General features: G+C 55.7%; 20 protein-coding genes and 1 pseudogene. 12 read left to right on the top strand and 9 right to left on the bottom strand.

Features of this window, described 5'->3' with window-relative positions; all coding sequences use genetic code 11:
• Positions 1 to 55: 55 nt before the first annotated feature.
• From astA to D9N13_RS07775, 3 genes are read left to right on the top strand one after another with little or no spacing between them, the layout of a single operon-like run.
• A complete protein-coding gene (astA, locus tag D9N13_RS07785) occupies positions 56 to 1,087 on the top strand; it encodes an arginine N-succinyltransferase (protein ID WP_290587923.1) in 1,032 nt (343 codons plus the stop codon).
• Positions 1,080 to 2,552 (top strand): succinylglutamate-semialdehyde dehydrogenase, encoded by a 1,473-nt coding sequence (astD, locus tag D9N13_RS07780; protein ID WP_290587920.1) that lies wholly within the window; start codon positions 1,080 to 1,082, stop codon positions 2,550 to 2,552. The genes astA and astD overlap by 8 nt, the downstream gene beginning before the upstream one ends.
• Positions 2,542 to 3,864, top strand: coding sequence for an N-succinylarginine dihydrolase (locus D9N13_RS07775; RefSeq protein WP_290587918.1), 1,323 nt, complete (start codon positions 2,542 to 2,544; stop codon positions 3,862 to 3,864). The genes astD and D9N13_RS07775 overlap by 11 nt, the downstream gene beginning before the upstream one ends.
• Here the strand turns inward: D9N13_RS07775 and D9N13_RS07770 are convergent.
• The gene (locus D9N13_RS07770; RefSeq protein WP_290587916.1) at positions 3,856 to 4,767 is read right to left on the bottom strand and encodes a succinylglutamate desuccinylase; all 912 of its coding nucleotides are present in this window, start codon (positions 4,765 to 4,767) and stop codon (positions 3,856 to 3,858) included. The genes D9N13_RS07775 and D9N13_RS07770 overlap by 9 nt on opposite strands.
• Before the next feature lie 187 nt (positions 4,768 to 4,954).
• Here D9N13_RS07770 and D9N13_RS07765 point away from each other — a divergent pair, with 187 nt between their 5' ends.
• The gene (locus D9N13_RS07765; RefSeq protein WP_290587914.1) at positions 4,955 to 6,736 is read left to right on the top strand and encodes a FimV family protein; all 1,782 of its coding nucleotides are present in this window, start codon (positions 4,955 to 4,957) and stop codon (positions 6,734 to 6,736) included.
• A 43-nt stretch (positions 6,737 to 6,779) separates the two neighbouring features.
• Here D9N13_RS07765 and D9N13_RS07760 read toward each other — a convergent pair whose 3' ends face one another.
• Positions 6,780 to 9,455, bottom strand: coding sequence for a helix-turn-helix transcriptional regulator (locus D9N13_RS07760; RefSeq protein ID WP_290587912.1), 2,676 nt, complete (start codon positions 9,453 to 9,455; stop codon positions 6,780 to 6,782).
• Positions 9,456 to 9,968: 513 nt separating this feature from the next.
• On the opposite strand from D9N13_RS07760, the gene D9N13_RS07755 reads away from it, so the two are divergent.
• Together D9N13_RS07755 and D9N13_RS24240 are read left to right on the top strand one after the other, a co-directional pair.
• Positions 9,969 to 11,729 (top strand): peroxidase family protein, encoded by a 1,761-nt coding sequence (locus tag D9N13_RS07755; RefSeq protein ID WP_290587910.1) that lies wholly within the window; start codon positions 9,969 to 9,971, stop codon positions 11,727 to 11,729.
• A gap of 126 nt (positions 11,730 to 11,855) precedes the next feature.
• A pseudogene (locus D9N13_RS24240) lies at positions 11,856 to 12,094 on the top strand (DUF1272 domain-containing protein).
• Positions 12,095 to 12,158: 64 nt separating this feature from the next.
• On the opposite strand, the gene D9N13_RS07745 reads toward D9N13_RS24240, so the two are convergent.
• The 3 genes from D9N13_RS07745 to D9N13_RS07735 form a co-directional block, all read right to left on the bottom strand.
• On the bottom strand, positions 12,159 to 12,938 hold the full coding sequence (locus tag D9N13_RS07745; protein ID WP_290587908.1) for a hypothetical protein: 780 nt from the start codon (positions 12,936 to 12,938) through the stop codon (positions 12,159 to 12,161).
• Positions 12,939 to 13,223: 285 nt separating this feature from the next.
• Complete coding sequence (locus D9N13_RS07740; RefSeq protein WP_290587906.1) at positions 13,224 to 13,595, bottom strand: group I truncated hemoglobin; 372 nt, start codon at positions 13,593 to 13,595, stop codon at positions 13,224 to 13,226.
• 186 nt (positions 13,596 to 13,781) lie between these two features.
• Positions 13,782 to 16,097: an IPT/TIG domain-containing protein gene (locus tag D9N13_RS07735; RefSeq protein WP_290587904.1), complete on the bottom strand. Its 2,316-nt coding sequence runs from the start codon at positions 16,095 to 16,097 to the stop codon at positions 13,782 to 13,784.
• A 194-nt stretch (positions 16,098 to 16,291) separates the two neighbouring features.
• Here D9N13_RS07735 and D9N13_RS07730 point away from each other — a divergent pair, with 194 nt between their 5' ends.
• Positions 16,292 to 18,973 carry a LuxR C-terminal-related transcriptional regulator gene (locus D9N13_RS07730; protein WP_290587902.1) on the top strand — a complete coding sequence of 894 codons (2,682 nt, stop codon included), beginning with the start codon at positions 16,292 to 16,294 and terminating at the stop codon, positions 18,971 to 18,973.
• A gap of 72 nt (positions 18,974 to 19,045) precedes the next feature.
• The gene (locus D9N13_RS07725) at positions 19,046 to 19,402 is read left to right on the top strand and encodes a hypothetical protein (protein WP_290587900.1); all 357 of its coding nucleotides are present in this window, start codon (positions 19,046 to 19,048) and stop codon (positions 19,400 to 19,402) included.
• A gap of 19 nt (positions 19,403 to 19,421) precedes the next feature.
• Here D9N13_RS07725 and D9N13_RS07720 read toward each other — a convergent pair whose 3' ends face one another.
• From D9N13_RS07720 to D9N13_RS07710, 3 genes are all read right to left on the bottom strand, one after another.
• Positions 19,422 to 19,658 (bottom strand): zf-HC2 domain-containing protein, encoded by a 237-nt coding sequence (locus tag D9N13_RS07720; RefSeq protein ID WP_290587898.1) that lies wholly within the window; start codon positions 19,656 to 19,658, stop codon positions 19,422 to 19,424.
• Positions 19,652 to 20,272: an RNA polymerase sigma factor gene (locus D9N13_RS07715; protein WP_290587896.1), complete on the bottom strand. Its 621-nt coding sequence runs from the start codon at positions 20,270 to 20,272 to the stop codon at positions 19,652 to 19,654. The genes D9N13_RS07720 and D9N13_RS07715 overlap by 7 nt, the downstream gene beginning before the upstream one ends.
• Before the next feature lie 386 nt (positions 20,273 to 20,658).
• On the bottom strand, positions 20,659 to 21,171 hold the full coding sequence (locus D9N13_RS07710; RefSeq protein WP_290587894.1) for a hypothetical protein: 513 nt from the start codon (positions 21,169 to 21,171) through the stop codon (positions 20,659 to 20,661).
• A gap of 120 nt (positions 21,172 to 21,291) precedes the next feature.
• Here D9N13_RS07710 and D9N13_RS07705 point away from each other — a divergent pair, with 120 nt between their 5' ends.
• From D9N13_RS07705 to D9N13_RS07690, 4 genes are all read left to right on the top strand, one after another.
• A complete protein-coding gene (locus tag D9N13_RS07705; RefSeq protein ID WP_290587892.1) occupies positions 21,292 to 21,612 on the top strand; it encodes a hypothetical protein in 321 nt (106 codons plus the stop codon).
• Positions 21,613 to 21,811: 199 nt separating this feature from the next.
• Positions 21,812 to 23,077, top strand: a complete 1,266-nt coding sequence (locus D9N13_RS07700; protein WP_317622482.1) for a spinster family MFS transporter — start codon at positions 21,812 to 21,814, stop codon at positions 23,075 to 23,077.
• A gap of 158 nt (positions 23,078 to 23,235) precedes the next feature.
• Positions 23,236 to 23,652, top strand: a complete 417-nt coding sequence (locus D9N13_RS07695; protein ID WP_290587888.1) for a hypothetical protein — start codon at positions 23,236 to 23,238, stop codon at positions 23,650 to 23,652.
• The gene (locus D9N13_RS07690) at positions 23,639 to 24,145 is read left to right on the top strand and encodes a hypothetical protein (RefSeq protein WP_290587886.1); all 507 of its coding nucleotides are present in this window, start codon (positions 23,639 to 23,641) and stop codon (positions 24,143 to 24,145) included. The genes D9N13_RS07695 and D9N13_RS07690 overlap by 14 nt, the downstream gene beginning before the upstream one ends.
• Here the strand turns inward: D9N13_RS07690 and D9N13_RS07685 are convergent.
• Positions 24,115 to 26,007 (bottom strand): diguanylate cyclase, encoded by a 1,893-nt coding sequence (locus tag D9N13_RS07685; RefSeq protein WP_290587884.1) that lies wholly within the window; start codon positions 26,005 to 26,007, stop codon positions 24,115 to 24,117. The two genes, D9N13_RS07690 and D9N13_RS07685, sit on opposite strands and share 31 nt — an antisense overlap.
• Positions 26,008 to 26,129: the final 122 nt, after the last annotated feature.

The following is a 26,129-nucleotide window of genomic DNA, read 5'->3' as shown; positions in this document are numbered from 1 at the left end:
CTATAGTTACAACATAACGTGCTGCACAACGAGCCAAAACCAGTGGGAGGCCGTCATGCTGCTAATCAGGCTGGCGCAACGTCAGGATCTCAAGGCCATTGTCGAACTGGCGCAGTCCAGCGGCGGTGGCCTTACCAATCTTCCGGCGGACGAAGCCACCATCGCGGCAAAACTGGCCCGCGCGGTCGATACGCACCAGCACCTCACCGATCATGGTGACGGCCTGTTCTGGTTTGTCCTGGAAGAGACCCAAAGCCGGCGCTTGGTGGGCGTTGCGGGAATCGAAAGCGCCATTGGCCTGGATCAGGCCTGCTATACCTACCGCGTCAGCACCATCGTTCATGCCTCCAAGACGCTCGGCGTCTACCATCAGTTTCCAACCCTGTTTCTCACCAGCGATCACAGCGGTTGCAGTGAACTGTGCTCGTTGTATCTGCATCCCGACTTTCGCCGCAGCCAGGCCGGCGCCTTGCTTTCGAAAAGTCGCTTTCTGTTTATTGCGCAGTTTCGCCAGCTGTTTGCCGACAAGCTGATCGCGGAACTGCGGGGTTACCTGGACGATAACGGCAACTCACCTTTTTGGGAGGGGTTGGGCCGGCATTTTTTCGACATTGAATTTACCCAGGCGGATTACTTAACCGCGTTAAATCAGAAGCAATTTATCGCTGAGCTTATGCCGCGCTATCCTTTCTATACACGCTTTTTACCGGCCTCGGCACGGCAGGTGATCGGCAAGGTACACCGCCAGACCGAACCGGCCAAAAGATTACTGGAGCACGAAGGTTTTCGTTACGAAGGCTGCGTGGATATTTTTGATGCCGGCCCGACTCTGGAATGTTACGCGAATCGGGTGCGGGCAATACGGGACAGTTATCTGGCCAGTCAACTGCAGGTAGAAGCATTACACGGCTATCCGTTGCTGGTGGCCAATCCTCACCGCGCCGAATTCCGGTGCACCTTGTTGATGCCTCTGGGCGATGATCGGTTCCCGGCGGATACAGCGCAATTGTGGCATTTGTTGCAGTTGGATGCGCAGGACAAGGTGCGTTGCATCGTACTGAACAGGGAAGCCAGTCAAGATGAATAAATCCATATTGATCGATCAGCAATGGAGTGATGGCAACGGGGCACAGTGGCAGTCGCGGGATCCGGTTGACAACCATCCGCTCTGGGAAGGCAGGGCGGCAGACAGCACCCAGGTGGATGCGGCGGTGGCCTCGGCCCGTGCCGCGTTTTTCAGTTGGTCCGGGCTGACGCTGCAGCAGCGCCTGCAGTATGTGAATCGTTTTGTTGCGGCCTTACAGGAAAACGCCGAGTCACTGGCCAATCTGATCAGCCGTGAGTCCGGCAAAGCCCTGTGGGATGCACGTACTGAAGTGGCTGCCATGTCGGGTAAAGCGGCCATTTCGTTGCAGGCCTACGAAGAGCGCAGTGGCAGCCGCAGCAAGGTCACGGCACAGGGTGAGCTACTGCTGCGTCACAAACCCCATGGTGTGCTGGCGGTGTTCGGGCCCTTTAATTTTCCCGGCCACTTACCCAACGGCCACATCATACCGGCGTTGCTGGCGGGCAATACAGTGGTGTTCAAGCCCAGTGAGCTGGTGCCGGCAGTGGCCTGTGCCATGCTGCAATTATGGCAGCAGGCAGGGTTACCACCGGGGGTGTTGAATATGGTATGCGGCGACAAGGTTACCGGTGCCGTGCTGGTGGCGCACCCGCAGCTGGACGGCATACTGTTTACCGGCAGCGCCCAGACCGGACGCTATCTGCATCAGCAGTTTGGCGGTCAACCCCAGAAAGTATTGGCGCTGGAAATGGGAGGCAATAACCCGCTGGTGGTGGAGCCGGTGAAGGATGTCCGCGCTGCGCTTTTCACCACCCTGTTTTCTGCCTTTGTCAGCAGCGGACAACGCTGCACCTGCGCCCGGCGCCTGTTGTTGCCCGCCGGTGAGTGGGGGGATCACTTTCAGGAAAAACTGGTCACCGCCTGCCAGCAGCTACAGGTGGCACCGGGCCTGGCGGACCCGCAACCGTTTATGGCGGCGGTGATCAACCCGGATGCGGTCAAGCATTTGCAGAATGGGTTGCAGTTGTTGCAGAACGTCGGTGGACAGTACTTGTTACCACCCAGGTTTCTGAATGAGAGCGGTACCTTGATGACCCCGGCGTTGATGGCAATGAGCGACGCACAACAGGCAGTGGATGAGGAGCTGTTCGGCCCCGTGCTGCAGGTCTACCGTTACGCTGATCTGGATGAGGCCATCAGCCTGGCCAATGCCACCCGTTTTGGCCTGGCGGCGGGTATCATTACCGATCAGGCAAGCCACTTTGATGCATTCTACCAACGCAGCCGTGCCGGTATTGTCAATGCCAATAAACCGTTAACCGGTGCCAGCAGCGAGGCGCCTTTTGGCGGCATTGGCGCCAGTGGCAACCATCAACCCAGTGCCTATTATGCGGCGGACTACTGCGCCTATCCGGTGGCAACGCTCAGGGCGGATCAAGTGGCGTTGCCGGCGACGCTGCCCCCGGGGATACAACATGTCCTGTGAGGTGAATTTTGATGGCTTGGTTGGCCCCACTCATCACTATGCAGGATTGGCATTTGGCAATCTGGCCTCCATAGGCCACCAGGGTGCAGTATCCAATCCCCGTCAGGCGGCGTTGCAGGGGTTGGAAAAAATGCGCTGGTTGATGGATCGTGGCTTTATCCAGGGCGTGTTGCCGCCGCAATTGCGGCCGAATTTTTCGGTGCTGCGCCAGTTGGGATTTCAGGGTTCCCTGCAGGCCATCCTGACCCAGGTGTGGCAGCAGTCACCCCATCTGTTGAGCATGTGCAGTTCCGCTTCGGCCATGTGGGTGGCCAATGCCGCCACGGTGATACCGGCTTGTGATAACGAATCGCAACGTACGGTATTGGTGCCCGCCAACCTGCTCAGTCATTTTCACCGCAGCATTGAGGCGGCTGCCACCACATCCCTGTTGCGCTATGTGTTCGCTGACCGAAATTACTTTCAGGTGACTGCACCCTTGCCGGCAGTGGCGGCCTACGCCGATGAAGGGGCCGCCAACCACATGCGTATTGCGTTGCCCCGGCAGGCGGCATTGCATGTGTTTGTCTACGGTAATGATGCCAATGGCGGACGGACACCCAGCCGCTATCCATCCCGGCAAACCCGCGAAGCCAGCGCCGCCATCGCCCGTTTAGGGGGGCTTGCCGAGCAGCAGGTCATGCTGGTGAAACAGAATCCCGAGGCCATTGACGCCGGAGTATTTCACAACGATGTGATTGCCCTGTCCGATGATGGACTGTTGCTCTGCCACCAGCAGGCGTTTTTGAATCAGCCGCAGGTGTTGGATGAGGTGCGCTCGCGCAGTGGTGATCAGGTCACCATCGTGCAGGTGCCTGAGGCGGACGTCAGCCTGCAGCAGGCGGTATCCAGCTATTTGTTCAACAGCCAGATTCTGGGGGGCGCCGCCCATCGGGTGTTACTGCTGCCGGTGGAGTGTGAACAGGATGCAGCGGTGAAGCGGTATGTGGAAACGGAATTACGTCAACAACTGGCGCTGCAGGAGATTGCTTATGTGGATTTGCAGCAAAGCATGCGTAACGGCGGCGGCCCTGCTTGCCTGCGACTGCGGGTGAATCTGGACAAGGCAGCGTTACGGGCGTTAAAAGGCAGGCTGATCCTGGATGATGAACTGCACGAGCAGTTGGTGGCGTTGGTGCAGAAGGAGTATCCCGAGCGCCTGACACTGGAGCAATTGGCCGATTGGCAGTTTACCCGCCAGGTGATGGAAACCACACGTAACCTCTATCGGTTACTGGATTTGCCCCTGGCGCTGTTGGATGCGTCATTGTAGGTGTTTTAGCAGTAATCCCGCACGCTGACCGGTTTCAACCCGACTGTTCAGGAACAGGCTGAAGCGTTCCTCGTCAATGGTAAAGGTGCCCCGGGCCTCCTGATAAATCGCCGTACCCGGGGGGTGCTGGCTAAAGTTCGGTAAGCCTTCATCCACTAAAAAACGGAACTGATCGGAAGCCCGGATAATTTCCTCGGCCACGGTAAATTGCCGCAGCGCTGGTTGCTGACGGCCGCCGGGCTCCTGTGTGTGCCAGGCCACTTCGGAACCCACCAGGTTAACCAGCCAGTGCCACAAGCGCTGGTCGTGGGGTTCGTCAGACTGCTGCAGGCTGCCGCACTCCAAGGTAAAGCTATCCGCCCCCAGCACATCCAACGAAAACTGGGAGAAAGTATTGGCGCGCCGGGTTTGGTGCACCAAGCCGCCGAAGCCTGCCTGCCACAGCTGCCCAAGCCAGCGGTCACTGTAGTGGCCGCTGTGTACCGGGGTCAGGGCAAAACGCTCAATACAGGAACGCTTGATGGTGCTGTGCAGATCCAGATGCAAATCCACCTGCGGTACCTGCTGCTGAAAACGCTGACAGACCTGCATCAGTTGGCGGGCCCGTGCTGCCTCACGGCTTTCCCCGGCCAGCGACTGGGGGGATGGGGTGCGGGTGAACAGGCGGTTCAGATTACTGTCCACATAACGCTGTTGGTGCCGGATGGCGTCAGGGTTGCCGAAAATCAGCAACAGCGGTCGCGAAGGGGCTAGCGCCGCCAACTGTAATTCGTTGTGCAGGCGTTGCAACAGATGGATGGGGCCGGTTTCATCACCGTGAATACCACAACTGAGAATGATTCCAGCCAAATTAGGTTTGTTTGGTCCGGGTTCAAAATAGACCCCTTCGCACCAGGTTTCCACGTCACACCTCCCCGTTATGCCTTAGCGAAATATAGCACGGGAAATTAATTACCCAGATTCGGTCATTTGGCGCCAAATGAAAGTCTTTGCGATATTTCGTATGTCTTGTGTATACGGGTTAATCAAAATTTCTGTGAAATGGTCTACAGTTTAAGCAGGGAATTTCAGAGAGCATTCGAGATTAGCCATGAAGTATCGGTCGATGTTATTGGCCAGCGCTGCCCTGCACGCTGGTATCGCAAATGGAATGGGCTTGGGGAATATCGACGTCCAGTCTTATTTGGGTTCACCTTTGGAAGCACAGATTCAGTTGTTGTCCCCTGGGGATTTGGGGGTGGCGGATATTCGTGTCAACCTGGCGCAGATGGAGGTGTATCAACGTTTTGATGCCCGCTATGAAGACAGCCACGGCAGCATCCAGTTTGATGTGGTGACCACTGCCCAGGGTCATAAGGCCGTGCTGGTGCGCACCTCCAAACGTATCGTGGAGCCTTTTCTGGACATTGTGGTGGAGCTCAGTTGGCCTTCAGGTACCACCTATCGTCGCTACAACCTGTTATTGGACCCCCCGGGTTACGCCTCGCGCTGGCGCAATCCGCAGGCGCAGTTCAGCCCCGTTGTGGCGCAGGCGGTGATCAGGCCGGCGCCGGTTGAACCCAAGCCCGTTGTAGCCAAGCCCGATACATCCAAGTCTGTTGTACCGGACATCGCCCTGGACGGCAGTTATGTGGTTCAGGCCGGGGATTCCCTGTGGAAAGTGGCAGGGAAATTCCGCGCTGCCACCGGCCTCTCCATTCAGCAAACAATGGATGTGTTGTACCAACACAATCCGCAGGCTTTTGTCCGTGGCGACAGAAGCCTGCTCAAATTAGGTGCCACCTTATCCGTGCCGGCCCAGGGGCTGGTGCAAGCGCCTGCATCACCGCGACTGGATCAATTGGCCAGTACTGGTTACCAGCAGCGCCAATCTGAGGTTACCTTCGCAGCAGACACCAAACCCTCCGCCACTGTGGTGGTGCCCGTGAGCGCTGCCGGTACTGAACAACAGATCAGTGAAGTGGATCAACTGAAAGCGCAGTTAGCGCAATTGCAGGCCGAGCGGGCAGAGCTGGTGGCGTTTCAGCAGAAGGTGCAGGCGGAAATGCTAAGAATGCAGGAACAGCGTGTTGCGATGAACGCGACCATTGCCCTGGCGCAGGAGTTGAGCGAGGAAATCAAGGCAGAAGCGCAAGCTGAGACACTGGCGCCGGAGCCACCACCACCGACCCTGCAGCAGGTTGCGTCGCAAACCTCTGCATTGCAACAAACCAAGCCACCTGCGCAGTCGGCGCCGTTGCCGGAAACCCCGTCACGGGGTGCTGTGGCTCAGGATCTGATTGGTGCAGGCAGCAATGACCCGAACACCCTTATCGAGAAATCCGGTGCTGGATTCTGGTACCTGCTGGCCATGCTGCCGCTTGGCCTGCTGCTGGCGATGATGGGGCTAAGAGCGCGTAAGGTTGATGAAATCAAACGCACGGAAGCAATCCGTGATGAAGACCTGTATGAGTTGGTGTTTGGTACCAAACGTGACCGCAGCAAAGCGGATGCACCGGACCAGGTACAAAAGGCCATTCATCAGATCAAGGAAAAGGCTGCCCATCAGGAAGCCGCTTTGATGCAGGTGCGCAAAGAAAAAGAAGAGGAAGAAGCCAGTAAAGACGATGTTGATCAGATGATCGACCTTTACATTCTGTACAAGCAGTATCAGAAAGCCCTGGCTGTTATTCATGCTGAGATTGCCAAGCGGCCGGGCCGTAAGGATCTGCGTCTGCGGTTAATGCAGGTGTACGCCAAATCCCAGGATTGGGATGCGTTTGACGAGCAGATGGAAGTGCTGCGCAGAATGGGTGACGAGGACGTCATTAAAATTGCAGAACAGCTGCGTGGTGATTTTGAGTACGAGACACTGCATCGGGACGCAAGCTGAACTGAGTCAGGAAAGCCACCGTCAGGTGGCTTTTTTTTGCCTGCTAATGTCCGATGAGGGAATGTTCCTGCGCTTTCACCACGGCTTCAGTCCGATTGCGCGCCTGAAGTTTTCCAAAGATGTTTTGTAAATGCCATTTGACGGTGGTCAGCGCAATCTGAGAGCGGCTGGCGATTTTCTTGTTGCACAGCCCTTCGGCCAACAACTTCAGTATCTCGTATTCTTTTTCTGTTAATCCCAGCTGGCGGCAGCTTTCCAGTTTGGCGGAACGGCTGACATCAAGCGGGTGTTGCCCGGCAGCAGTATGGTTATCTGCCGTACCCGCCTGTAATTGAGTGCGAATCTCGCTGATAAAGCTGGGAACCAGGAGGGCATCGAAAGCCCGTTTCTGGTCCACCTCCAACCATACTTTGCCCCAGCCAAAATCATCCCTCAGCATGGTTTGTAAAAAACCGTATTTCTGTGCCAGTTGCATGGCTTCGTTGATGCTTTTGATGGCGTCCTGTTTTTGCCCCAGCTCGTATTCACATAACGCCTTGATGTTGGCAAATTGCGTGCGGCAGCGGTTATCGCGCAGGTGCAGACTTTTGATCAGGCCTTTGACGGCGTAGATCAACGCGCTGGTGAAATTCTTTTGTTCCAGCAACACCATGATGTAACACTTGATCCAGAATAAACGTTCTTTGTCCAGTTGATCTTCAAACAGCGATTCGATGGTCAGATTATTAAGGTCCATCTCATATTGGGTTGCTGCCGGCAACACGGATTTACCCTGGGAGCGCAGAATACGCATGGTCTCAAAACACAGAATGGCGTTGAGGCCGGTATTTTCCCGGTTGACGACCCGCTTTTTGATCGTCTCCATTTCCCGGTTGGCCGCTTCGTGATCGCCGCTATTGATCAGCAGTCGGGTCAGGCCCACCTGCGCCACCACACTGGTGTAAGTCCATTCCGATTGAGTCAACACCGGTATGGATTCCAGGTACAGCGTTTTCGCTTCTGGCATGTGGTTGCGTTCATGCAGGAAGTCAGCGATGCCGCTTTGCACCATGGCGATGGCCAGGTCAACGGCGAGCATGTCATCACCTGATTCAGATTGGCATTTGTTTTGTTTCAGTTCCTGCAGGTAAAGTTGCGCGGCCTCCAGCACGGTACCGGTTTCACCTTCGTTGAACTCAAAACGCCAGTACAGCATGCGGGCATGGCTCAAGTGGCTCAGATTGTGATTGGACTGATGGAAGCGGATGGCTTTCAGCAAAGCTTCTTTTGATACCCCGGATGCGCCCACTGCATGCAACATATTGGCATAAAAGCTCAGAACTTCCCCTTGGAACAGGCTGTGTTTGTCCAGGCACTGCTCCAGCAGCGTCGCGCTTTGATGACAAGGTGGGCGTGGATAATCAAAAATCTGAGTCAGGGTGCGCAACACCAGCAGGTTATCCTGCAACTCAATTGCGGGGGTATCGTATTGCTCGATCAGTTGGATCCAGCGGTTCGCTTCTTTGATGCGTCGCTGCAGAATCAGCGCCCAGCAGTAATACAGGGCCAGCTCGGTTTGCGCCAGGCAGTCGTCCGCCGGGATGTGTTCCATCAGTTGGAGTAACGAAGATGCGTTGCGTTGCTCAAACCAGGTGCGGCATTTGGACAGTATGATGTCCTGTGCCCAGGCTTTCTTGATGGATTGAATCAGGTATCCAAGACAGCGCTCATCGAAATGGCTATCCGTCAGCCAGGGTTCGGAGCGCTTCAGAATATTGGGCAGTAAATCCCGGTATTGATTCAACAGGCAGTGAAAAAAGAAGGGTTGTATCAGTTGCGACCAGACGAACCGATCCTGTTCGGTGTCGTGTACAAACAGCAGTGGGATGTAACGCTGCAACCAACGGCGGGTTTCAGCACCCGGCACGCCCAGCAGCCGGGTGGCCTGCTGCAGATTGAATTCCCGCAGAATTGACAGGCTGGCCAGGCGCAGCACTTCCATGGGTTCCAGGTAACTGACCAGGTTGTGTTCGATCCAATTGCATAACAGCTGATGGCGTGGTGTACCGGATACCGGAGCATTGCTCAACAGTTGGGTGAGGGCGGCCGGTATGCCATCGGTTAACTGCAATAATCTGCGCGCATCATGATCGTTGGGGGCGCCCCCGTATAAAGCCAGCAGGGACTGAATTTCTGCTTCCGTCATACGTAGATCATCCATGGCAAGATGCAACATCCGGGTGTCATTGAATAAACGGTGATTAAGCAATGGCACGAAATCGTCGACGGCCAGGTAAAGCCGAATCTGGCCGGGGAATGCTTTGCTGCTTTCGATCAGATAGTGGATCAGGGAGCCATGCTGGCGCGTGTCCAGGCCATCGATCAGCAGGTGTAGCGTATCTCGCCTGGCAGGCTTGCCGAGCAACGCCTGTAGCAATTCCGTCAATGAGGAGGGTGTTGTGCCGGTGGCTTCGGGCAAGGCGTGGCGCAGGTGCTGTAACAGACTGCCGAGAGCTTTGTGTTGATCGATATCGATGGCCAGAACCCGGCGTGGGGATATGGTAAGCAGGAGCAACTGGGTCAATTGGCGCAACAGGATGGTTTTGCCCAAACCCCGGGGAGCACCGATCCACACCGTGTTGAGGTGGGTACGCAAAATTCTGTCTGTGAGCCGACTGCGGGGTAGTGTACATTGCAAATCGGTCGCCGCTGCCACGGTCTTGTTATTTGTTGCTTTCATCGCTCGATCTTTGGGCACTACTCTGGTCGTCGGTCAAAAGTGAATGCGATGTTGTGCCTGAATTCTAGCCCTGGTGTTTGTGCACTAGCAATGACTTCCTTGGATCAACACCCATGCTAAGGGAGGGTGTTATCTTATCAAACCGGTTTTCTTCTTTATCAGTGCTCGCGGTATGGTCTTTGATAAGGCAACTATTTGGCCGGAATTAACTTATATCGTAAATAAGGCCCAAAAACCTGTACGCTCATGTATAAAATTCAAATACGCCACAAACCATAGCAATTGGTTGCAAAGCCTTACTGAAGCGTAACATTACTCAGGTGATTTAATTGAACGATTAATTCATTTGAGTTACACAAGTTGTGATGGGCAACGCCCCTTCCACCCCTCCCTCCCATACCTATGTACGGCGTCTGACTTGAACAAACTGGATATGCTTTCAATCATGAGGGTACGCGACCGTATCTTTCAGTTGTTATCGATTGATAATTATAAAAACGACTTGGAGCGACTATGAACGTATATATGAAATGGTGGATCTTCGGACCGCTGATTGGATTGCTTACGCTTAGCCAAATACGGTGCGAACTGTTTGAAAACAACCTGTTCGATACCTATGCGGAAGGTGAATGGCCGGTTGTGGAGTGCGGGCCCGATGATTTGATCTACCGCTCCTATGACGGCCGCTGTAATGATCTGGATTTACCGGCCATGGGGATGGCGGGTGTGCGCATGGGGCGTAATATCAATCCGGACATTTCGTTCCCCGACGAAGCCACCCTGTTGACCCCCAATCCCCGTACCCTGAGTCAGGAACTGCTGACGCGGGAGAGCGGTGTCAAGGAAGTGCCTTTCCTCAACTACCTGGCTGCGAACTGGATCCAGTTCATGATTCATGACTGGTTCGAGCACGGCCTGCGTGATCACAGTGATCAGATTAATGTGCCGGTTGCCCCGGGTGATTCCCACAACAGTGGGGACGGTACCATGCCGGTGGGTCGCACACCTGCAGATCCCACCAAAAACCCAACCGACGGTCGCGCTCCAACGTTCATTAATGAAAACACCGCCTGGTGGGACGGTTCCCAGATTTACGGTTCCTCTGAGGCCAAGGTGTTGAGCCTGCGGACGATGGTGGATGGTAAAATGCGGCTGGAAAACGGCCTGTTGCCCATGGGTGACGATGGCTTGCCGGAAACCGGCTTTAACCGCAATTGGTGGGTAGGCCTGGAGATGATGCACACCCTGTGGGTGAAAGAGCATAACGCCATTGCCGATATGTTGAAGCAGAATTATCCCGCTTGGTCCGATGAGCGTCTGTTCCAGACCGCACGTTTGATCAACGCGGCCCTGATGGCCAAAGTCCACACTGTGGATTGGACCCCTGCGATCCTGAAAAACTTTACCCTGCGCGAAGCCATGTTTGCCAACTGGCGCGGTTTCATGCCGTACTGGTTCCCGAAACTGGGTGAAGCGGCAACGGACGGTATTATTGGTGGCCCCACCCAACTGGAAGGGGTGCCTTTCAGCCTGACCGAGGAATTCACTGCCGTATATCGTATGCACCCCTTGCTGCGTGACTATATCGAAGTACGTGATCATAACAATGACAGCGTACGGGAAGTGAGCCCATTGCAGGAGCATGCGCTGCAAGGGGCTTCTCAGTTGACCAGCAATCACGGTATGGCCAACCTGTTCTATTCGTTCGGCCATACTCATCCGGGTTTGCTTGAATTGAATAACTTCCCCACTTTCCTGCAGAACTTCCCGGCAGAGCCTGGTGTGGCCATGACGGATCTGGGTGCGGTGGATATCCTGCGTGATCGTGAGCGCGGCATTCCCCGCTACAACGAATTCCGTCGCCAGATCGGTTTGAACCCCATCACCGATTTCACCGATATCACACCGGATACGGCCATGGCCGAGAAGCTGCGTGAGCTGTACAACGATGATATTGAGGCCATTGACGTGATGATCGGCTCCTACGCGGAAGGCTATCGTCCACCGGGCTATGGTTTTGGTGAAACTTCATTCCAGATCTTCATTGCCATGGCATCGCGACGCCTGCTGGCGGATCGCTTCTTCACCGAGTCATACACCCCTGAAGTCTATTCTGCTGCGGGTCTGGATTGGATCGATGACAATAACTTCCGAACCGTGTTGCTGCGTCACTTCCCTGAGTTCACGGATGACCTGGCCAACGTAGGCAACCCCTTCTTCCCCTGGGATGAAGAGAACGAATGGTTCCTGGAAGAGTACCGCGTGCGTCGCTGATCTCCGAGCCTCGTCGCCAACTGAAGCCCCGCCTGTGCGGGGCTTTTTTTATGGCGGTAGTTGTACAGTTGCGCCGCTGCCGGGAGCGGGTTAGTGTTCAGTTGTGATGACCGGGAGGGCGTGTGGATGCTGGAGCTTCGACCCAATTGTGAATGCTGTGATGAAGATCTGAAGCCGGATCAACCCGGTGCCTGGATCTGTTCCTTTGAATGTACGTTCTGTACTGCTTGCGCCAATCAGCGCCTGCATGGCAGCTGTCCCAACTGTGGGGGTGAGCTGCTGCCGCGCCCGCTGCGGTCCGGGGCCGCACTGGCCCGGCCTCACAAAAGCGGGTACGCAAGCCCGCAGGCTGTACAGAAGGCTGAATCACAGGCAAAAAAAATCCCGGCCGCGCTTTACGCTGGCCGGGATTTCAGTGCGCGCTTCGGATCAGGGCTTTTCAAATTCAAAGTTGCCGGCAACGGTTTGACCATTGGGCATATCGGCGCTGAAGTTGCCTTTGACCCAGACCAGGGAGTCTTCAGTGATGGTCAGTGAACCGTTACGCAGGTTCAGCTCGGAGCGGTTCACTCTGGGCTTGAGGGCTTCGGATTTCAGGAATACCTGAATGCCGCCTTCTGACATATCACGATTCACGTCATAGGTGCCCTTACCGATGCTGCCCATGCGGCTGATCTCAAAGGTCAGCGGCTGGCCGTTCAGCAGAATGGTGGCGGAGTAGCGCTCCTGGGTGGCCTGGCCCAGGATGTTGGCATAGTCAGATTGTACGCAGAGGTTGGCGCTGGAGATGCTGCCCAGGTCGCCACCGCTCATGGCCAATGATCCCATATCAAAAGCCGGATTGGTGGTCATTTTGGTGGCTTCGCTGTCACCCAGGCCGCCGCTGGCGGTCATGCGGTCGTTGCTGGTGATGGTGCCTTCACCCACCGGCATGCCGCTTACGGTGTTGCCATCACGGGCCAGGGTTGCCGTTTGGCGGCCGGCGCAGGCTACCATGTTCAGCTCATTGCCGTTGTCCACCAGAGTGTAAGTAATGCCGGCATCGGCATTGAGGCCGGATTGGCTGGTTTCAAAATTCAAGCGCCACAAGCCTGTCAGATCTGCGCTGTTTGACGTGGCGCGTCGGGTTTCCGGAGTTTGTTCCCCGCCGCAGCCGATCAGCAAAATGGAGGGTAGAAGCATGGCAGCAACCGTTTTATAGCGCATCATATTTTTATACCTTTATAAATGGGGCTTGGTTTTTGTCGTTGTTATCGTTTTGGTCCAGCGTAAGCGATAGTAGTCACAGGGACTTAACAGCTTGGGGCAGAATGAATACACCCGCACTTATGATTACGATGCCATCATTAAACCGAATTTCCCTCAAATCATCACCGTACAAAGGTATGGGCGCTATAAAGTAAGCTGGGCAGGGATTCTAAATATAGGTAATGTGGAGGTTTTTTCAGAAGGGTAGGGCGAGCCACGGAGGCTCGCGCTGCAGGCTCTATAGGCTTATCCGCGCCCCAAAACGGCGTCGCGAACGCTCTCGGCAATTCCGGCGGCTTCAGTGATCAGGTCGTCGGGTACGCCCAACTCCACCAGGGTTGCCCCCAGGTCTTCCACTACCGCGTCAAAATGGCTGTCGTCCAGGCCTTTTTCTTCCACCAGCTTGCGGTGGGCGGCGGCCATATTCTTGCCGTTGTAGTTGTTGGGGCCACCAAAGGCAAAGGTCAGAAACCCCTTCTGCATGCGGTGCTGTTTGGCCATATCCACACCTTCAAAAAAGTGCTTGATGCGTTCGTCCGCCAATACTTTTTTGTAAAACAGGTCTACTGCCGCATCAACTGCGGGCTCCCCACCGATTTTCTCGTACAGTGTGCTCATCCTCTATCTCCTCGTTGCACTCGCCGTGAGTGTGTCGTTTAGTGTAAACCAATGGGACTGCCCCACCAGCCCCTATGAACTGATCTGGAGCAAAGCAACAACAATGCCACAGAGGGAAAAGGGTGATTCAGTGCGCCCGGTGCACGAAAAAAGGGGCCCGCAGGCCCCTTTCTGAGTCGGGATGCATTACAGGGTGAGTATATATTGCACCATGTTGCTCACTTCACTTGCTGAATTTGCACACCATGGGTGCGGTGCTGCAGGCATGCCGATGGGCGCGGGGGTGCCCAGTTCATCCGGGCCGTACTGGGCGCGGAACGTCTGGTAATCCCAGTAGTAGTGTTCAGTGTCCCAGGGCACCTCCACGAAATACTTGTGCCGCTCGATAAACGTATTGCGTTGTGCGGCGGTATCCCCGGCAGCGGTGGATTGGGATTTTGGTACCCGGAATACATCCCCTTTACGGTTGATGGCGGGGTAGGGTTCGGGGAAGTCCGGCCCACCCAATGCCGGTACCACCGGTGGGTGCAGGGTGTAATACTGGTTATAGAGTTCGGTGCCGCTGTTACAGCGGTCCGGGTGCAGCAGATCTTCCAGATTTCGGATGTGACCGTCGGTCAGCAGGCCGCGGTGCTGCACCCAATACATATTGCGCAGAAAGCCGACACGCACACTCTGGGTTTTCTGTTGATACACCGATGGCGCGAAGAAGTGCCCCACTTCGTTCAGCGGCAGCATGTTCTCGTTGGTGTGGGCCCCCAGATTGTCCTGGTGGCAACTGCCACAGGCACTGGCAAAGCTGCTGCTGCCCTGATTGACCGCTGCCACCACACCGGGATAGGCGGCCCAGCCGTTCTGCACAAACTCCCCTTCGCTGAGGTTCTCATTGCCGGTTTGCGCGGCCAGTTTGCCGTTGTATCGCAGCCAGCGATACAGGCCCACATTGCGCAGATCGGCATCGTCCTGGTCCAGCACCGTCATATAGGCGGTGAGCGCCTGCAGCGGGTAACGGTACATGCTGCCGGTGGCGCCATCGGGCTCTTCGGCGTGAATATAGGAGCCTTCAAAGCCCACGTAAGATTCAGTGTGCGACAGCGAGCGGCGAATGGACATGTAGTTGGTCACATTGGGAATGGTGTGGGGCGAAAACTGATAGTCGTTGTCGGTACTGCTGCCTTCACCGTTGACGCGAATCATATTGTGCTCGCCGGTACCCTGGGGCAGGTGGTACAGCAGCATGCTTTTATCGATCTTCTGCGCGCCGGGATCCCAACTGGGGCCCTCCTCGCTGGTGACGATGCCGTCAAAGGTGGAGGTGGTTTCTGCATTGCGGTCCCCCAGAACAGACCACTTCACCGTCCACTCCGGATTGGGCAGGCCGGGGAAGACCTTGGTCACCGTGGTGCCCGGTGCCTTGTCGTAGCTGATCCGGTAGCCATGGCAGGAGGCGCAGTTAAAGCCGATCCAGGAACCACGTCCCACATAGGGGTGGCTGCTCTGGGCGTAGCGGTAACCCACCCAGCCTGAATCCCGGGTATTGCCGCGGGTGAGCTGAGGTTCCACCGTCAGAAAGCCGGGGATCGGGCTGGGCTGGGGATATTGTTCAAAATAGACATCCTCGATGGCGGCGGTGGGCACCTCGCCGCTCACGGTGGGATAGGCCCCGAACAGCTTGGCCGGGTCGGCCACTTCACCGGTAATGGGGTCAATGGTTTCGTAATTGAAGATTTTATCCCACGACAGATTGCGGATGGCATGGGCCAGGCCGATGTTGTAATCGTAAGACCAGAAAATCTCCTCACCGTAGCGCACCAGCTCACGAAACTCCGGATTGACAATGCTGACCGCAATGGGGGAGGTGGCTTTGGATGCGCTGAGTTCAGACACCACATCGCACTTATGCTCAAAGTTTTCATCAGTGATGCGGCTGGTTTGGGCATCAATTACATTATAAGGCTGACCCGGCTCGGTGAGGGATTCGTTATAGCCGGTGCGTTTCTGGATTTGTACGGTAAGCGGGCCGCTGCTGACGTGCCCGGGCACGGTGAACTGAATCTGATTGGGTTGCCAATTGAGGATGTCTTTGGGCCAGCTGTCCAGCAGGTCGTCCACTTCAAAATTCACCTGATCGGCGATATCCAGTTTCTGTTTATACATCACCAGATCAGTTTCCAGCACACGGGTGTTACCGATCATGATTTTAGTGAAATCGGTGTCCGGCCCGTTGCCCAGATTGGTGCCGCTCAGGGTAACGACGTCGCCCGGTTGCAGGCTGGGTGGTGTTGCCGGGGGGGCGGCCTTATCCCAAACCACACTGCCGTTCACCGCCATGCTGGTGATCTCCGGGGTACCGAAACTGGCGGCCGACGCCGCCCGCTCACTTTCCCGTAGCGAATCAAAACTGCATTGCCCCTCTGAATCCGGGAACTCGCCTGCCTGCTCGCAGGCTGACAGCAGAACCACTGCCGGTATCAGCACCAGCAGTCCTCTATTCATTTTCATCGTGGTGTTCCTCATTATTATTATGGGTTGGCGACTGTGCTCAATTTCCCGCTGACTGTGTTAGATTGGCTGAAACGGCTAAAGAAATGGCCCTTCCTAGGAAGGGGAATGGCCGGTCACTATTTCGGATATCATGAAATAGAGCTAAAAAACATCAAAATAACAATAAGTTAAGCAAGCTATTGAGGTAGGTTATGTCCGATGTCTGTGCTCCAGGGGATAATGAGGCCAGTGGGAAGCGGTCGTCCAACAATTTGCTTCGCCCCCAACTCATTGATCTGGTGAATCGTGCCGAGGATTACCGTTTAACGGTGTTACTGGCCCCGGCCGGTTCCGGCAAATCCACCCTGTTGCGCCAATGGTTGCGCAGCGGACGCCAGAACACGCGCTTTGCCGTACTTAATCTGGAGCCCCGGCATCATAGTCCTGCCCCGTTCTTTTCCTCGTTAATCAAAACCATTAAGCAAAGCTGTGCGCAATTCGATGCGTACTACCTGAATCAGATAAACGACAGCGTGGAGTTTTCCGTAGAAGCGGTCACGGAATCCCTGGCCCAGGGGCTGGCCCGTTTGCGGGAACCCTTGTTTGTGGTGCTGGATGACTACCAGCTGATACAGGATGATAATATTCATCGTACCCTGTCGCAGGTTATTTTTACCTTGCCGCCCCATATTCATTTCGTGGTGGCATCCCGCAGCCATCCGCCGTTGCAGTTGAGCCGGTTGAAACTGGAAGACAGCCTGCTCAGCATTGATGCCAACGATCTGAAATGGGATCTGGAGGCGTTGGAGAACTGGTTTCGCTCGGTGGGGCTGGCGACAGCCGATAAGGCGTTCATGCAAGACCTGCTGGACTGGACTGAAGGATGGATCGCCGGTATCAAGCTGATGGCGCTGTCACTCAAGGGCGGTGGCGCGGACCAATCCGATCATATGGCGCAGGAGAGTAAAAGCCCCGAGGTGCTGCAGTATTTTGCCGACTCCGTACTGGCTCAGCAGCCGGATGATATCCGCCGCTTTCTGATCAAAACCGCCTGTCTTGAAACCCTGGATGCCACCCTCTGCAATGATGTGCTGCAGATCGATAACGCCCAGCGTTGCATCGATTATTTGATGGAGAATCATGTGTTTCTGCATCCGGTGGATGGTCAGCCTGATGTGTATCGCTATCACTCTATTTTTCGCGAATTTCTGTTGTACCGCCTGCGTGCTGATTACCCGCAGGAGATCGATTCACTGACCCGGCGCGCCGCATCCACACTGCTGGAGCGTAAGGAGTGTGTGCAGGCACTGGAATTGCTGGCGGACATCGATGATGGCGAGGCACTGGAAAGCGCCATTGTGCGCTGCAGTGATCAGTGGATTAAAACCGGTGAATTCACCCGCTTGATCGAGTGGATTGATCGCCTGCCGGAAGAGCGGATCATCAACCAGAGTGAATTGGTGTATCCGCTGATTACCGCGCTGATTTTTTATCGGCGTTTCAATCAGGCCGAATACTACATTGAGCTGGTGCAGGAATTGAACCGGCGTGGGGAGATGCAGGGGCGTTATGCCAACGATGATTCCGTGTCCTTCCTGCTCAACGTGCTGGAGCTGTTTCACAATGATACGGAATTTCGGCGCAATGATATCTATCGCATGCCCAACCAGCAGAATGTACAACACCACGTGCGGCTGTTTTACAGCCCTATGCGGGCTTACTATTACCTGTTGAACGCGGATTTTAAAACGGCGGTATCAGAGGCTTACCGCGCCCGTGATATTTTGCGGATTTCCGGGCAGAACTTTTTGCGCAGTTTTGCCGACCTGGTGTTGATATTGGCTGAGCGCGCCCAGGGTAATGTGCCATCGGCGGTGCAGGTGGCAGAAGAAGCATTTCGTTCGGTCAGTGATCGGCCCTACACCCTGGAGTGGGTCAATCTGGCGACGCCCATTTCCATTATCCGTTACGAACAAAATCGCCTGGATGAAGCCGAGAAACTGTTGCGCGAAGTAGTGCCCATGCTCTCCAGTGCCTGCGCCACGGAAGTCATTACCGCAAGCTACTGTGCCCTGGCCCGCTTGGCGTTCATTCGCGGCAATGACGGTGAAGCGAAACGCCTGCTCAATTATCTTGCCCGGGTGTTGCTGCATGGTGATTATGAACGTTTCAACACACAGCTTTGCCTGGAATGGACGCTCTATGCACGCTCCCACGGCGATCTGGAAACCATGAACTGGGTGCAACAGGAATATCAGTTGGAGCAGAAACAGCGCGCAGGTTATTGGGGCAGTGACGCCCGTTATGATGAAGGCGTGGACCGCTTGGGGGTCTCCCGCGTTATCTTTTTGATCATGACCAAAAAGTTTGATCAGGCGGAGGCGTTGTGTGGCCATCTGATACGCAGTGCCGAACGTCATGGCTGTGTTTCGCGGGCGGTGGTCAGCCGTATGAATCGGGCGCTGGTGTACTGGCATCAGGGCAATGAAGAGCAGGCCCTGCAGGAAGTAAAAATGAGCGTTAAATGCGGCGGGCTGGTGTGTCTGAGCCGGACCCTGTTCGATGAGGCGCCCGGCAGCGCCATGCTGCTGATGAAAGCGGTTAACAGTAATGTCATCAACCCGTTGCCGGAATCCTACCGTTTGATGTTCTGTGATGTATTGCAGGAGGATTCGGCGGAACAAATGAATCGCTTTGTGGTGGAGCAGCTGACGGAAAAAGAAAAAGAAGTATTGACGCTGCTGCAGTCCGGCCTGCGCAACAAGGATGTGGCCCAGAGGGCCAATATTTCGTTGACCACCGCCAAATGGCACCTGAAAAACGTCTACGCCAAACTCAATGTGGGTAACCGCACTGAAGCGGTGGCCAAAGCCCGGGAAATGAACCTGTTGTGAACGCAGCACAGTAGAGATCAAATCAACGTCTTGCTATGCTCTAAGGTTCGATTTTCGGACTGTAACGCGAGTATGGCCATTCCACTGGAGTTTGATGAGGAAACCGCGCTGGCGGCGGCGCAGGCATTACAGGATGTCCTGCAGCAGCGCACCCACCGGCGCAAGTACCTGGGGCAGATGTATACGGTGCCGGGTAAGCTGGGGGAAGCGTTGAACCTGCCCGGGATACTGTCACGCCTGAGTAGCAAGGTGGCCAGTCGCCGCCAGTCGGGGCTGGAAGAGTTCGAGGAGTTGTGGGCCACTTTGTCGCTGGCAACACAGGCCAAGGTGCTGGACGCCATTCAATGGTATGACCCGGAAGATCTCAGTTGGGATGACAAACGCTCCAACCGGCGGCCGCTGACACCGGGTAAAAGCGATGGCGATTGAGCCCCCTCATGCAGGCCGCTCATTTTTGTTCGGATTGTCGTTCCACCGCAGACATGACTTTCTGCACCTGCTCGGGGGAGGCATTGGTGGTGCCGCGTTTGCGAATGAATTCGCGGGTGGTATGCACATGCGACACGAAAACCCGGCAGTTGTGACAAATAAACAGGTGCAGGCGGAACATCAGGCGGCGCCACCAGCTCAGATTGTCATCGATGTAGTCGCTGGCTTCGTGAGCCACGTCCCGGCAATTTAGCATTCACCTGTTTCCTGATAACGATCAATAACTTGCATTAGCTTCAAACGGGCACGATGCAGCAGTACCCTCACATAAGACTCGGTTACATCCAGAATATTACAGATTTCTGCTAACGCCTCCTGCTCGATGTCCCGCAGCAGAAAAACCGCCCGTTGCTGCGGGGGCAGAATGGATACCGTGTGGTCGATGCATTTCTGCAGGTGGCGCTCTTCCAGCAGTTGATCCGGTGAATCCAGATGCCAGTCCGGCGGCGGTTGCTTCCAGTGCCCGCCGAAGCGGTGGAAACGGTCGTCCCCCAGGTAATCAACACTGCCATCCTGGGTTATATCTTCCAACGCCACCATGCGTTTTTCCTTGCGCAGACGGGTCTTGGCTTCATTGCTGACGATGGTAAACAGCCAGGTTTTGATGGAGGAGCGTCCTTCGAATCGGGGTAGGTTGCGATAGGCGGATACCCAGGCTTCCTGTACCACTTCCTCCGCCAGGCTGTCGCCCACAATAGCGCGGGCCACCGACAGCATGGGTGAGTGCAATTTGCACACCAGAGCTTCAAAGGCGGCATGATCCTGCTGTCGCAGGCGGTCCTGATCGAAGCTGTCGCTGGATTGAGTCATATCCTTCCTGGCGCGGGCAGAAGCAGAAGTCAGAATTGATTGTGAGCAGAATCATACACTTGGGGACAGGCGCAGGCAAAGATCAATTGAATTAAAACAGAGCAGAATAGTGGGTCGAACACACACCGGGTTCCCAGGCCCGGTGTGTGCGAGCCCAAAGCACAGCAGAGTCGGCTGCCAAGAGGGGCGCCCCTGTCTGTCACGGGGGCGAATAATTGAATTCCTTTACAAGCTAAAGCAAGGTCGGTGCCAAGGGGATGATTGGCGCGCAAGAGGGGCTGGAATAGCCGATTTATCCATAATATTCGCCGCTTTATCGCCTCAAGCTAAGGCCTCTTTCCTGAGCTCGCATTAAATCAGTGCAACAAGGTGTGGATGGGGTGGGCTCATTGCGTCATGTAATGGCTTTTAATCCAGGTTTGTTGGATCACCCAGGCGTCCACACTGGCCCGGTGTCGCTGCTGCTCACTGCAGATGATGACTTCCCGATGCACGTCGTCCCAGATTTCCATCTGATTTTCCGTCATGATCAGCTCAATGGGGGAGAGCTGGAAGGCGGGTTCAATGTTGACGGCAAAAAACAGGGTCATCAGCCAGGGGTGATCCACCACCCAGCCGTCACTGTAAATTTGTTTGCCGTTAAGGCGTCGATTCAGCTCCAGGGCCACTTCCATTGGTTCGCCGCCCCGTTGTTCCAGGTCGCGGCGGCTGATACCGTGGATTTGTTGCGCTGTTTCGCTCCAATGCGTCCAGTTGGGAAAAGGGCGAATCAGGCTGCAGTATCGGTTGTGTTTGTCTGCAGCAAAACCCACTTCAATGGGGTAGCTGCCCGCGCCGAAGCCAGAGGCTTCAATGTCGAGGATAATGGGGGGATGTTCCCCATCGTAATTCCGTTTCATTGTGGAGGAGGAGTCCTTTTTTATTGTGCTGTTTCCAGTAGCCTTGTCAGGCACTTATTTACTAACCATAGCGTAAGCACATTGGATGCCATAATTTAATGTACTGTTTGAGGAGAACCCATGGGCCGATTGTTAGTGTTATCAATGCTGCTGTTGACTGCCCTGCCCGGCTGGGCTGCGGTCAAATGCTTTCCCGAGCCGATCAAGTCGATCCAGGTGGCGAAAGGGGGGGATCTTTTCTACACCACGGTCTCCGGTGTGCGCCGCAAGCTCACCCATATGTCACAGCATGAGGCGCCGGCCATGCTGGATATCCTGCGCGCGTCCATGGGCACCGCGCAGATCATTCAGGTCATCTATCCCGATGGCTACGATTGCAAAAGGCCGGATCTGGATGTCCACGCTGAGCTGTTGATGATGCAGGACCCTGCTGTTCAATAGTGGCGGCCCGGGGCAGTAAAGCGTGGAAAAGTGGTTGTTTTAGGTTATTTATTGGCAAGTATGGCGATCCCAAGTTGCCAACCCACCATTGCTCTACCACGCTGTTGGTTATCAGAATAATAACCATGAGGTTGTGCCCTTGAACGCCCCTGTTGCTTACCCCACTACGGCTCGAGCCTGGATTACGGTGGCCATACTGATGATGGCCTACGTCCTTTCTTTCATCGACCGCCAGATTTTGAACTTGCTGGTGGGCCCCATTCGTCGCGATCTGGAGATATCCGATACCCAGATGAGCCTGCTGATGGGCTTTTCCTTTGCCCTGTTTTATACCCTGTGCGGTATTCCGCTGGGGCGTATGGCAGACCGTACCAGTCGTCGTGGCCTGATCGCCGCGGGAGTGCTGGTATGGAGCGCCATGACGGCGGCCTGTGGCCTGGCCAAGCAGTATTGGCATTTTCTCTTTGCCCGCGTCGGTGTGGGGGCGGGGGAGGCTGCCCTTTCCCCGGCCGCTTACTCGCTCATAGCCGACAGCTTTCCACCCCACCAGCGGGCCACCGCCATCAGTGTCTACTCCATGGGTATATACGTGGGATCGGGGCTGGCCTTTCTGCTGGGCGGACTGGTGATTCACTTCGCCTCGGCGCAGGGGGATATGGTGCTGCCCGTGGTGGGCACCATCCGGCCCTGGCAATTGATATTCCTGCTGCTGGGGGCGGTGGGTGTCATGTTCTGCCTGGTGCTGTTGTTGCTGAAAGAGCCGCAGCGGCAGGGTGCCGGTGTGGGGCATGAAGTCTCCTTCGGGGAAGTGATGGCCTACATCAAGCTCAACCGCAAAACGGTGCTGTTGCACAACCTGAGTTTTGCCTGTCTGGCGTTCAGTGCGTACGGGGCGGCATCCTGGGTGCCGGCGTTCTTTATTCGCACCCATGCCCTGGATCCCTCCGATGTCGGGTTCATCTATGGTTTGCTGATCGGTATTTTCGGATCATCGGGCATCATCGTCGGTGGCCGGCTCTCGGATTGGCTGACGGCCCGGGGTTACCGGGATGCCCCCATGCGGGTGGGGCTGATTGCGGCGCTGATCGCCTTGCCCACCTTTATGGGCTATGCCGTCGATAGCCTGCCGGTGGCCATCGCCGCAGTGGGCATGGGGTGTTTTGCCCTGGCGATGCCGTTTGGGGTGGCACCGGCGGCCATTCAGGAGATCATGCCCAACCCCATGCGGGGCCAGGCGTCGGCCATGTACCTGTTTGTCATCACCCTGATCGGCTTGGGGGTGGGGCCCACGGCGGTGGCCCTGTTAACGGATTTCGTGTTTCAGGATGATCAGGCCCTGCGTTACTCACTGTTGATCATCAGCCTGCTGGCGACCTCACTGGCGGTGCTGTTGCTGTTGGCATCCTTACGCCCCTATCGGGAGAGCGTCGAGCGGGTGGCGCGTTGGGGTGTGGCCGCCACCTAAGCTGTTGGCTATCTGACAATTCTTTCCACGGTGTCGGTTTAGCGCCGACATCGTGCTTCTCTCTTTCAAAAAAAACCAATAAAAACAGCGCTCTAGTGTTGGTGCGGGCTTTGCTTCAGGTGTCTGTCAGCAAGTGGAACCTGGTGGTTGAATGAATCATGCTTGAATCACAATGCGACGGGACGCCATTGGATCTCTGGGTGGGTCACTGGCTATCCGGGCAGCGCTTTTCGGCCACGGATGTGGATTGCGCCATCACCGTGATGCTCAAGATTCTGGATGGAAAATGCAAGATGAAGCCGTTGGAAAAGCAGGTCATGGCGGCGCTGTATCGGCAACTGCGGACGCGCCCGGGCGAGCTTATGGGGCATGATCTGCATGAATTCATCCGCACGGTGTCGGCGTGTTTGACTGAAGCCCATAAAGACCGGGTTTACGAACAACGGGTACTGGCGGAAACCAGGCTCTCCCGACCGGTGATGAAAGCCTTCAAGGCCCGCATTCGGGCACAGGGTTTGTTCGCAATGCCTGCGTCGTTAACGCGGCAGATTGAGGAGTTGGATGATGCAGATTAAAGATCTGTTTGACGATATGCCCCTGCCGGAAGGCGCTGTGGTGGATATCCGGTTGCAGAAACTACTGCGTGAGCCTCTGGATGTTTGTGCAGACTGGCAGCGCACGGAAAACCTGCTGTTGGAAGCCCATCGTCTAATGCCGCAACAATTGGAAGTGCTGGTGGCACTCTACAAAATGTATGCCTATTCCAATCGCTTTGATGAATCCCTGCAGCGGATTGAGCAGGTCTTGACGCTCAGTGCCGCGCTGGCGGGTTTCCCCGCCGATTGGGGCTCCCTGCAGGCCGGCGCCACCTGGTTGAATGCAACCGGTGCCACCCGCCTGTATCTGTACAGCCTCAAGGCAACCGGGTTTGTTCAGCTGCGCAAAGGCAATGTCCAGGCGGCGCTTGCAGTGCTGCAGAAGCTGCGGGAGTTGGATCCCATGGATCAGGTGGGCGGCAGTGTGGTGTGGGAGATGGCTCAGCGATTACTGGACAGTGACCTGGATTGAAGCGCGCCGGCAACGCTGACCTGATTGCGGCCGTTGCTTTTGGCCTGGTACAGGGCATGGTCGCAAATGGCGATCAGCTGCTCCGGATTGGCACCGGGTTGGGGAATGGTGGCGGCCACACCCAGGCTGGCGGTAATGTGCAAGGTGGTATCTTCCAGCGGGATCTGAATCTCACTTACCGCTTGGCGCAAGCGCTGTGCCAGTTGGGTGGCGGATGCCAGATCCGTGGCGTGCAACACAATAATGAATTCTTCACCGCCATAACGACAGATAATGTCTTTGGGCCGACTCACCCACTGGCGTAGATTGGCCGCTAACGTCACCAGGCACTGATCACCGGTCAGGTGCCCGTAGTTATCGTTCACCGCTTTGAAATGATCAATGTCCAGCAGGATGATACTAAGCCAGCCACCCGCCCGTTGCGCTTCCTGCCACAGCTCGGGGAAGGCATCGTTGAAGAAGCGGCGGTTACGAACCTGAGTCAATGGGTCGTTGATGGACAATTCCGTCAGTTGCTGATTCTGGAATTCCAGCTTGGCCATGATCTGAGTGATGTCTTTGGTGCGCTCCTGCACCTGCTGCTCCAGTTCAATTTTGGCCGCGGTTTCAACCTGCAGCAGTTGTTCCTGAGCCTGGCGCAGTGCCCGTTCCTGCTCCACCTGCTCGGTTTGCGCCTGCAGGCGCATACGGCGTTCTGTGGTAACCCGGTCGGCAATGGTGAAGGAAAACAGAATGGCTTCAACCACCGTACCGATATGCCAGGCATGGTTGGTAAAGCCATTGATGGGCAGAATGTTCCACAGCTTCAATCCGTAGAGGGTGGCCCCGGTCACGCCCGCCGTCCAGGACAGTAAAAACAGTTTGGCCACCCGGTCGTGTTTTGCCGCACATCGAACGCAGGTGACCATGATGCCCACACCGACGATCATGCAAAAGACCGTTGTCAATGCCGAGCCGATCACATGGGGTAGCAGCAGGCTTTGCACGCAGCTCACCAGCATCAGCACCAGCAAGCCGCGGGAGATCAGGTAATCCACCGGGTATTTTTCTTTCAGCTTGAGAAACGAACGTGAGAACAGCACCGCCATGGTAATGGCGACGTTGATCAGAAAGATAAAGCCGGTTTTATTCCAGAACAGATTATCAAAACCCAGCAGGCTGGCGGGCACGCCTTCCAGCATCATGATGGCGATCAGGTGATGGAACACCAGAAAGCCCACGTAGTACAGCAGTTCGACCTCCCGCAGTTTCACCAGCATGAAAACAGCGAAAAACAGATTGGTCAGAATCAGCGCTGAATAGAACGTCACCGCGGCGGCGTCGATGATCATGATGCGCTGGAACTGTTCCAGGCTGACCAGGGTGAGGCTGGAAGAGAGGGCATCTTCGCTGGTGAGCGCCAGATAGTAGTCGCGGGTGGTGTTGGGTGGAATGTCCAGCTGAAAGTGAAAAAACCGTGTGGGTAACGGGCTCGCATTATGCTGATCCAAATGCTCGCGGCCGCTGTATTGGCTATGGATTCCGTTGTCGGTTACGGTATGCAGTACCACCTCGTCGAACAGAAAATGGCGCAGATAAAGAATCCGCTGCTGTGCCACCGGAAGGTTGTTGCGGATACTGAACCGCAGCCACACCCGAGCCTCCGTAAAGCCGAAATTAATCGCCTCCAGCGCACTGGGTTGAAACCAATCCCGATGGGCGTTGACATCCTGTACGGTCTGGCTTCGGGTGTCATCCACATAGACCTCTGTCCAGCCCATCAACGGCACTCGCTCGTTGGCGTCCTGCAGTGTCAGGGTGCCGGTGTGGGCGGCAGTGGATAACAGCAGGCTTACTACTGTTGCCAGTAGTCGTAACAGCATGGAAATGGGATTCCTGAGAATTGTCGGGTTTCTTTTCAGTGTAGACAGAATTATCGGCTGGGGAGCTGTTGGCCGATTGGTAACTTTGTTAGCATCATCAGTACACACTGCTGATGGGAATT

It is taken from the genome of Ketobacter sp. GenoA1, from assembly GCF_003671475.1.
Lineage (GTDB): Bacteria > Pseudomonadota > Gammaproteobacteria > Pseudomonadales > Ketobacteraceae > Ketobacter.
The sequence above is the reverse complement of the archived record's forward strand: the minus strand, read 5'-3'. Positions and strand labels throughout refer to the sequence as shown.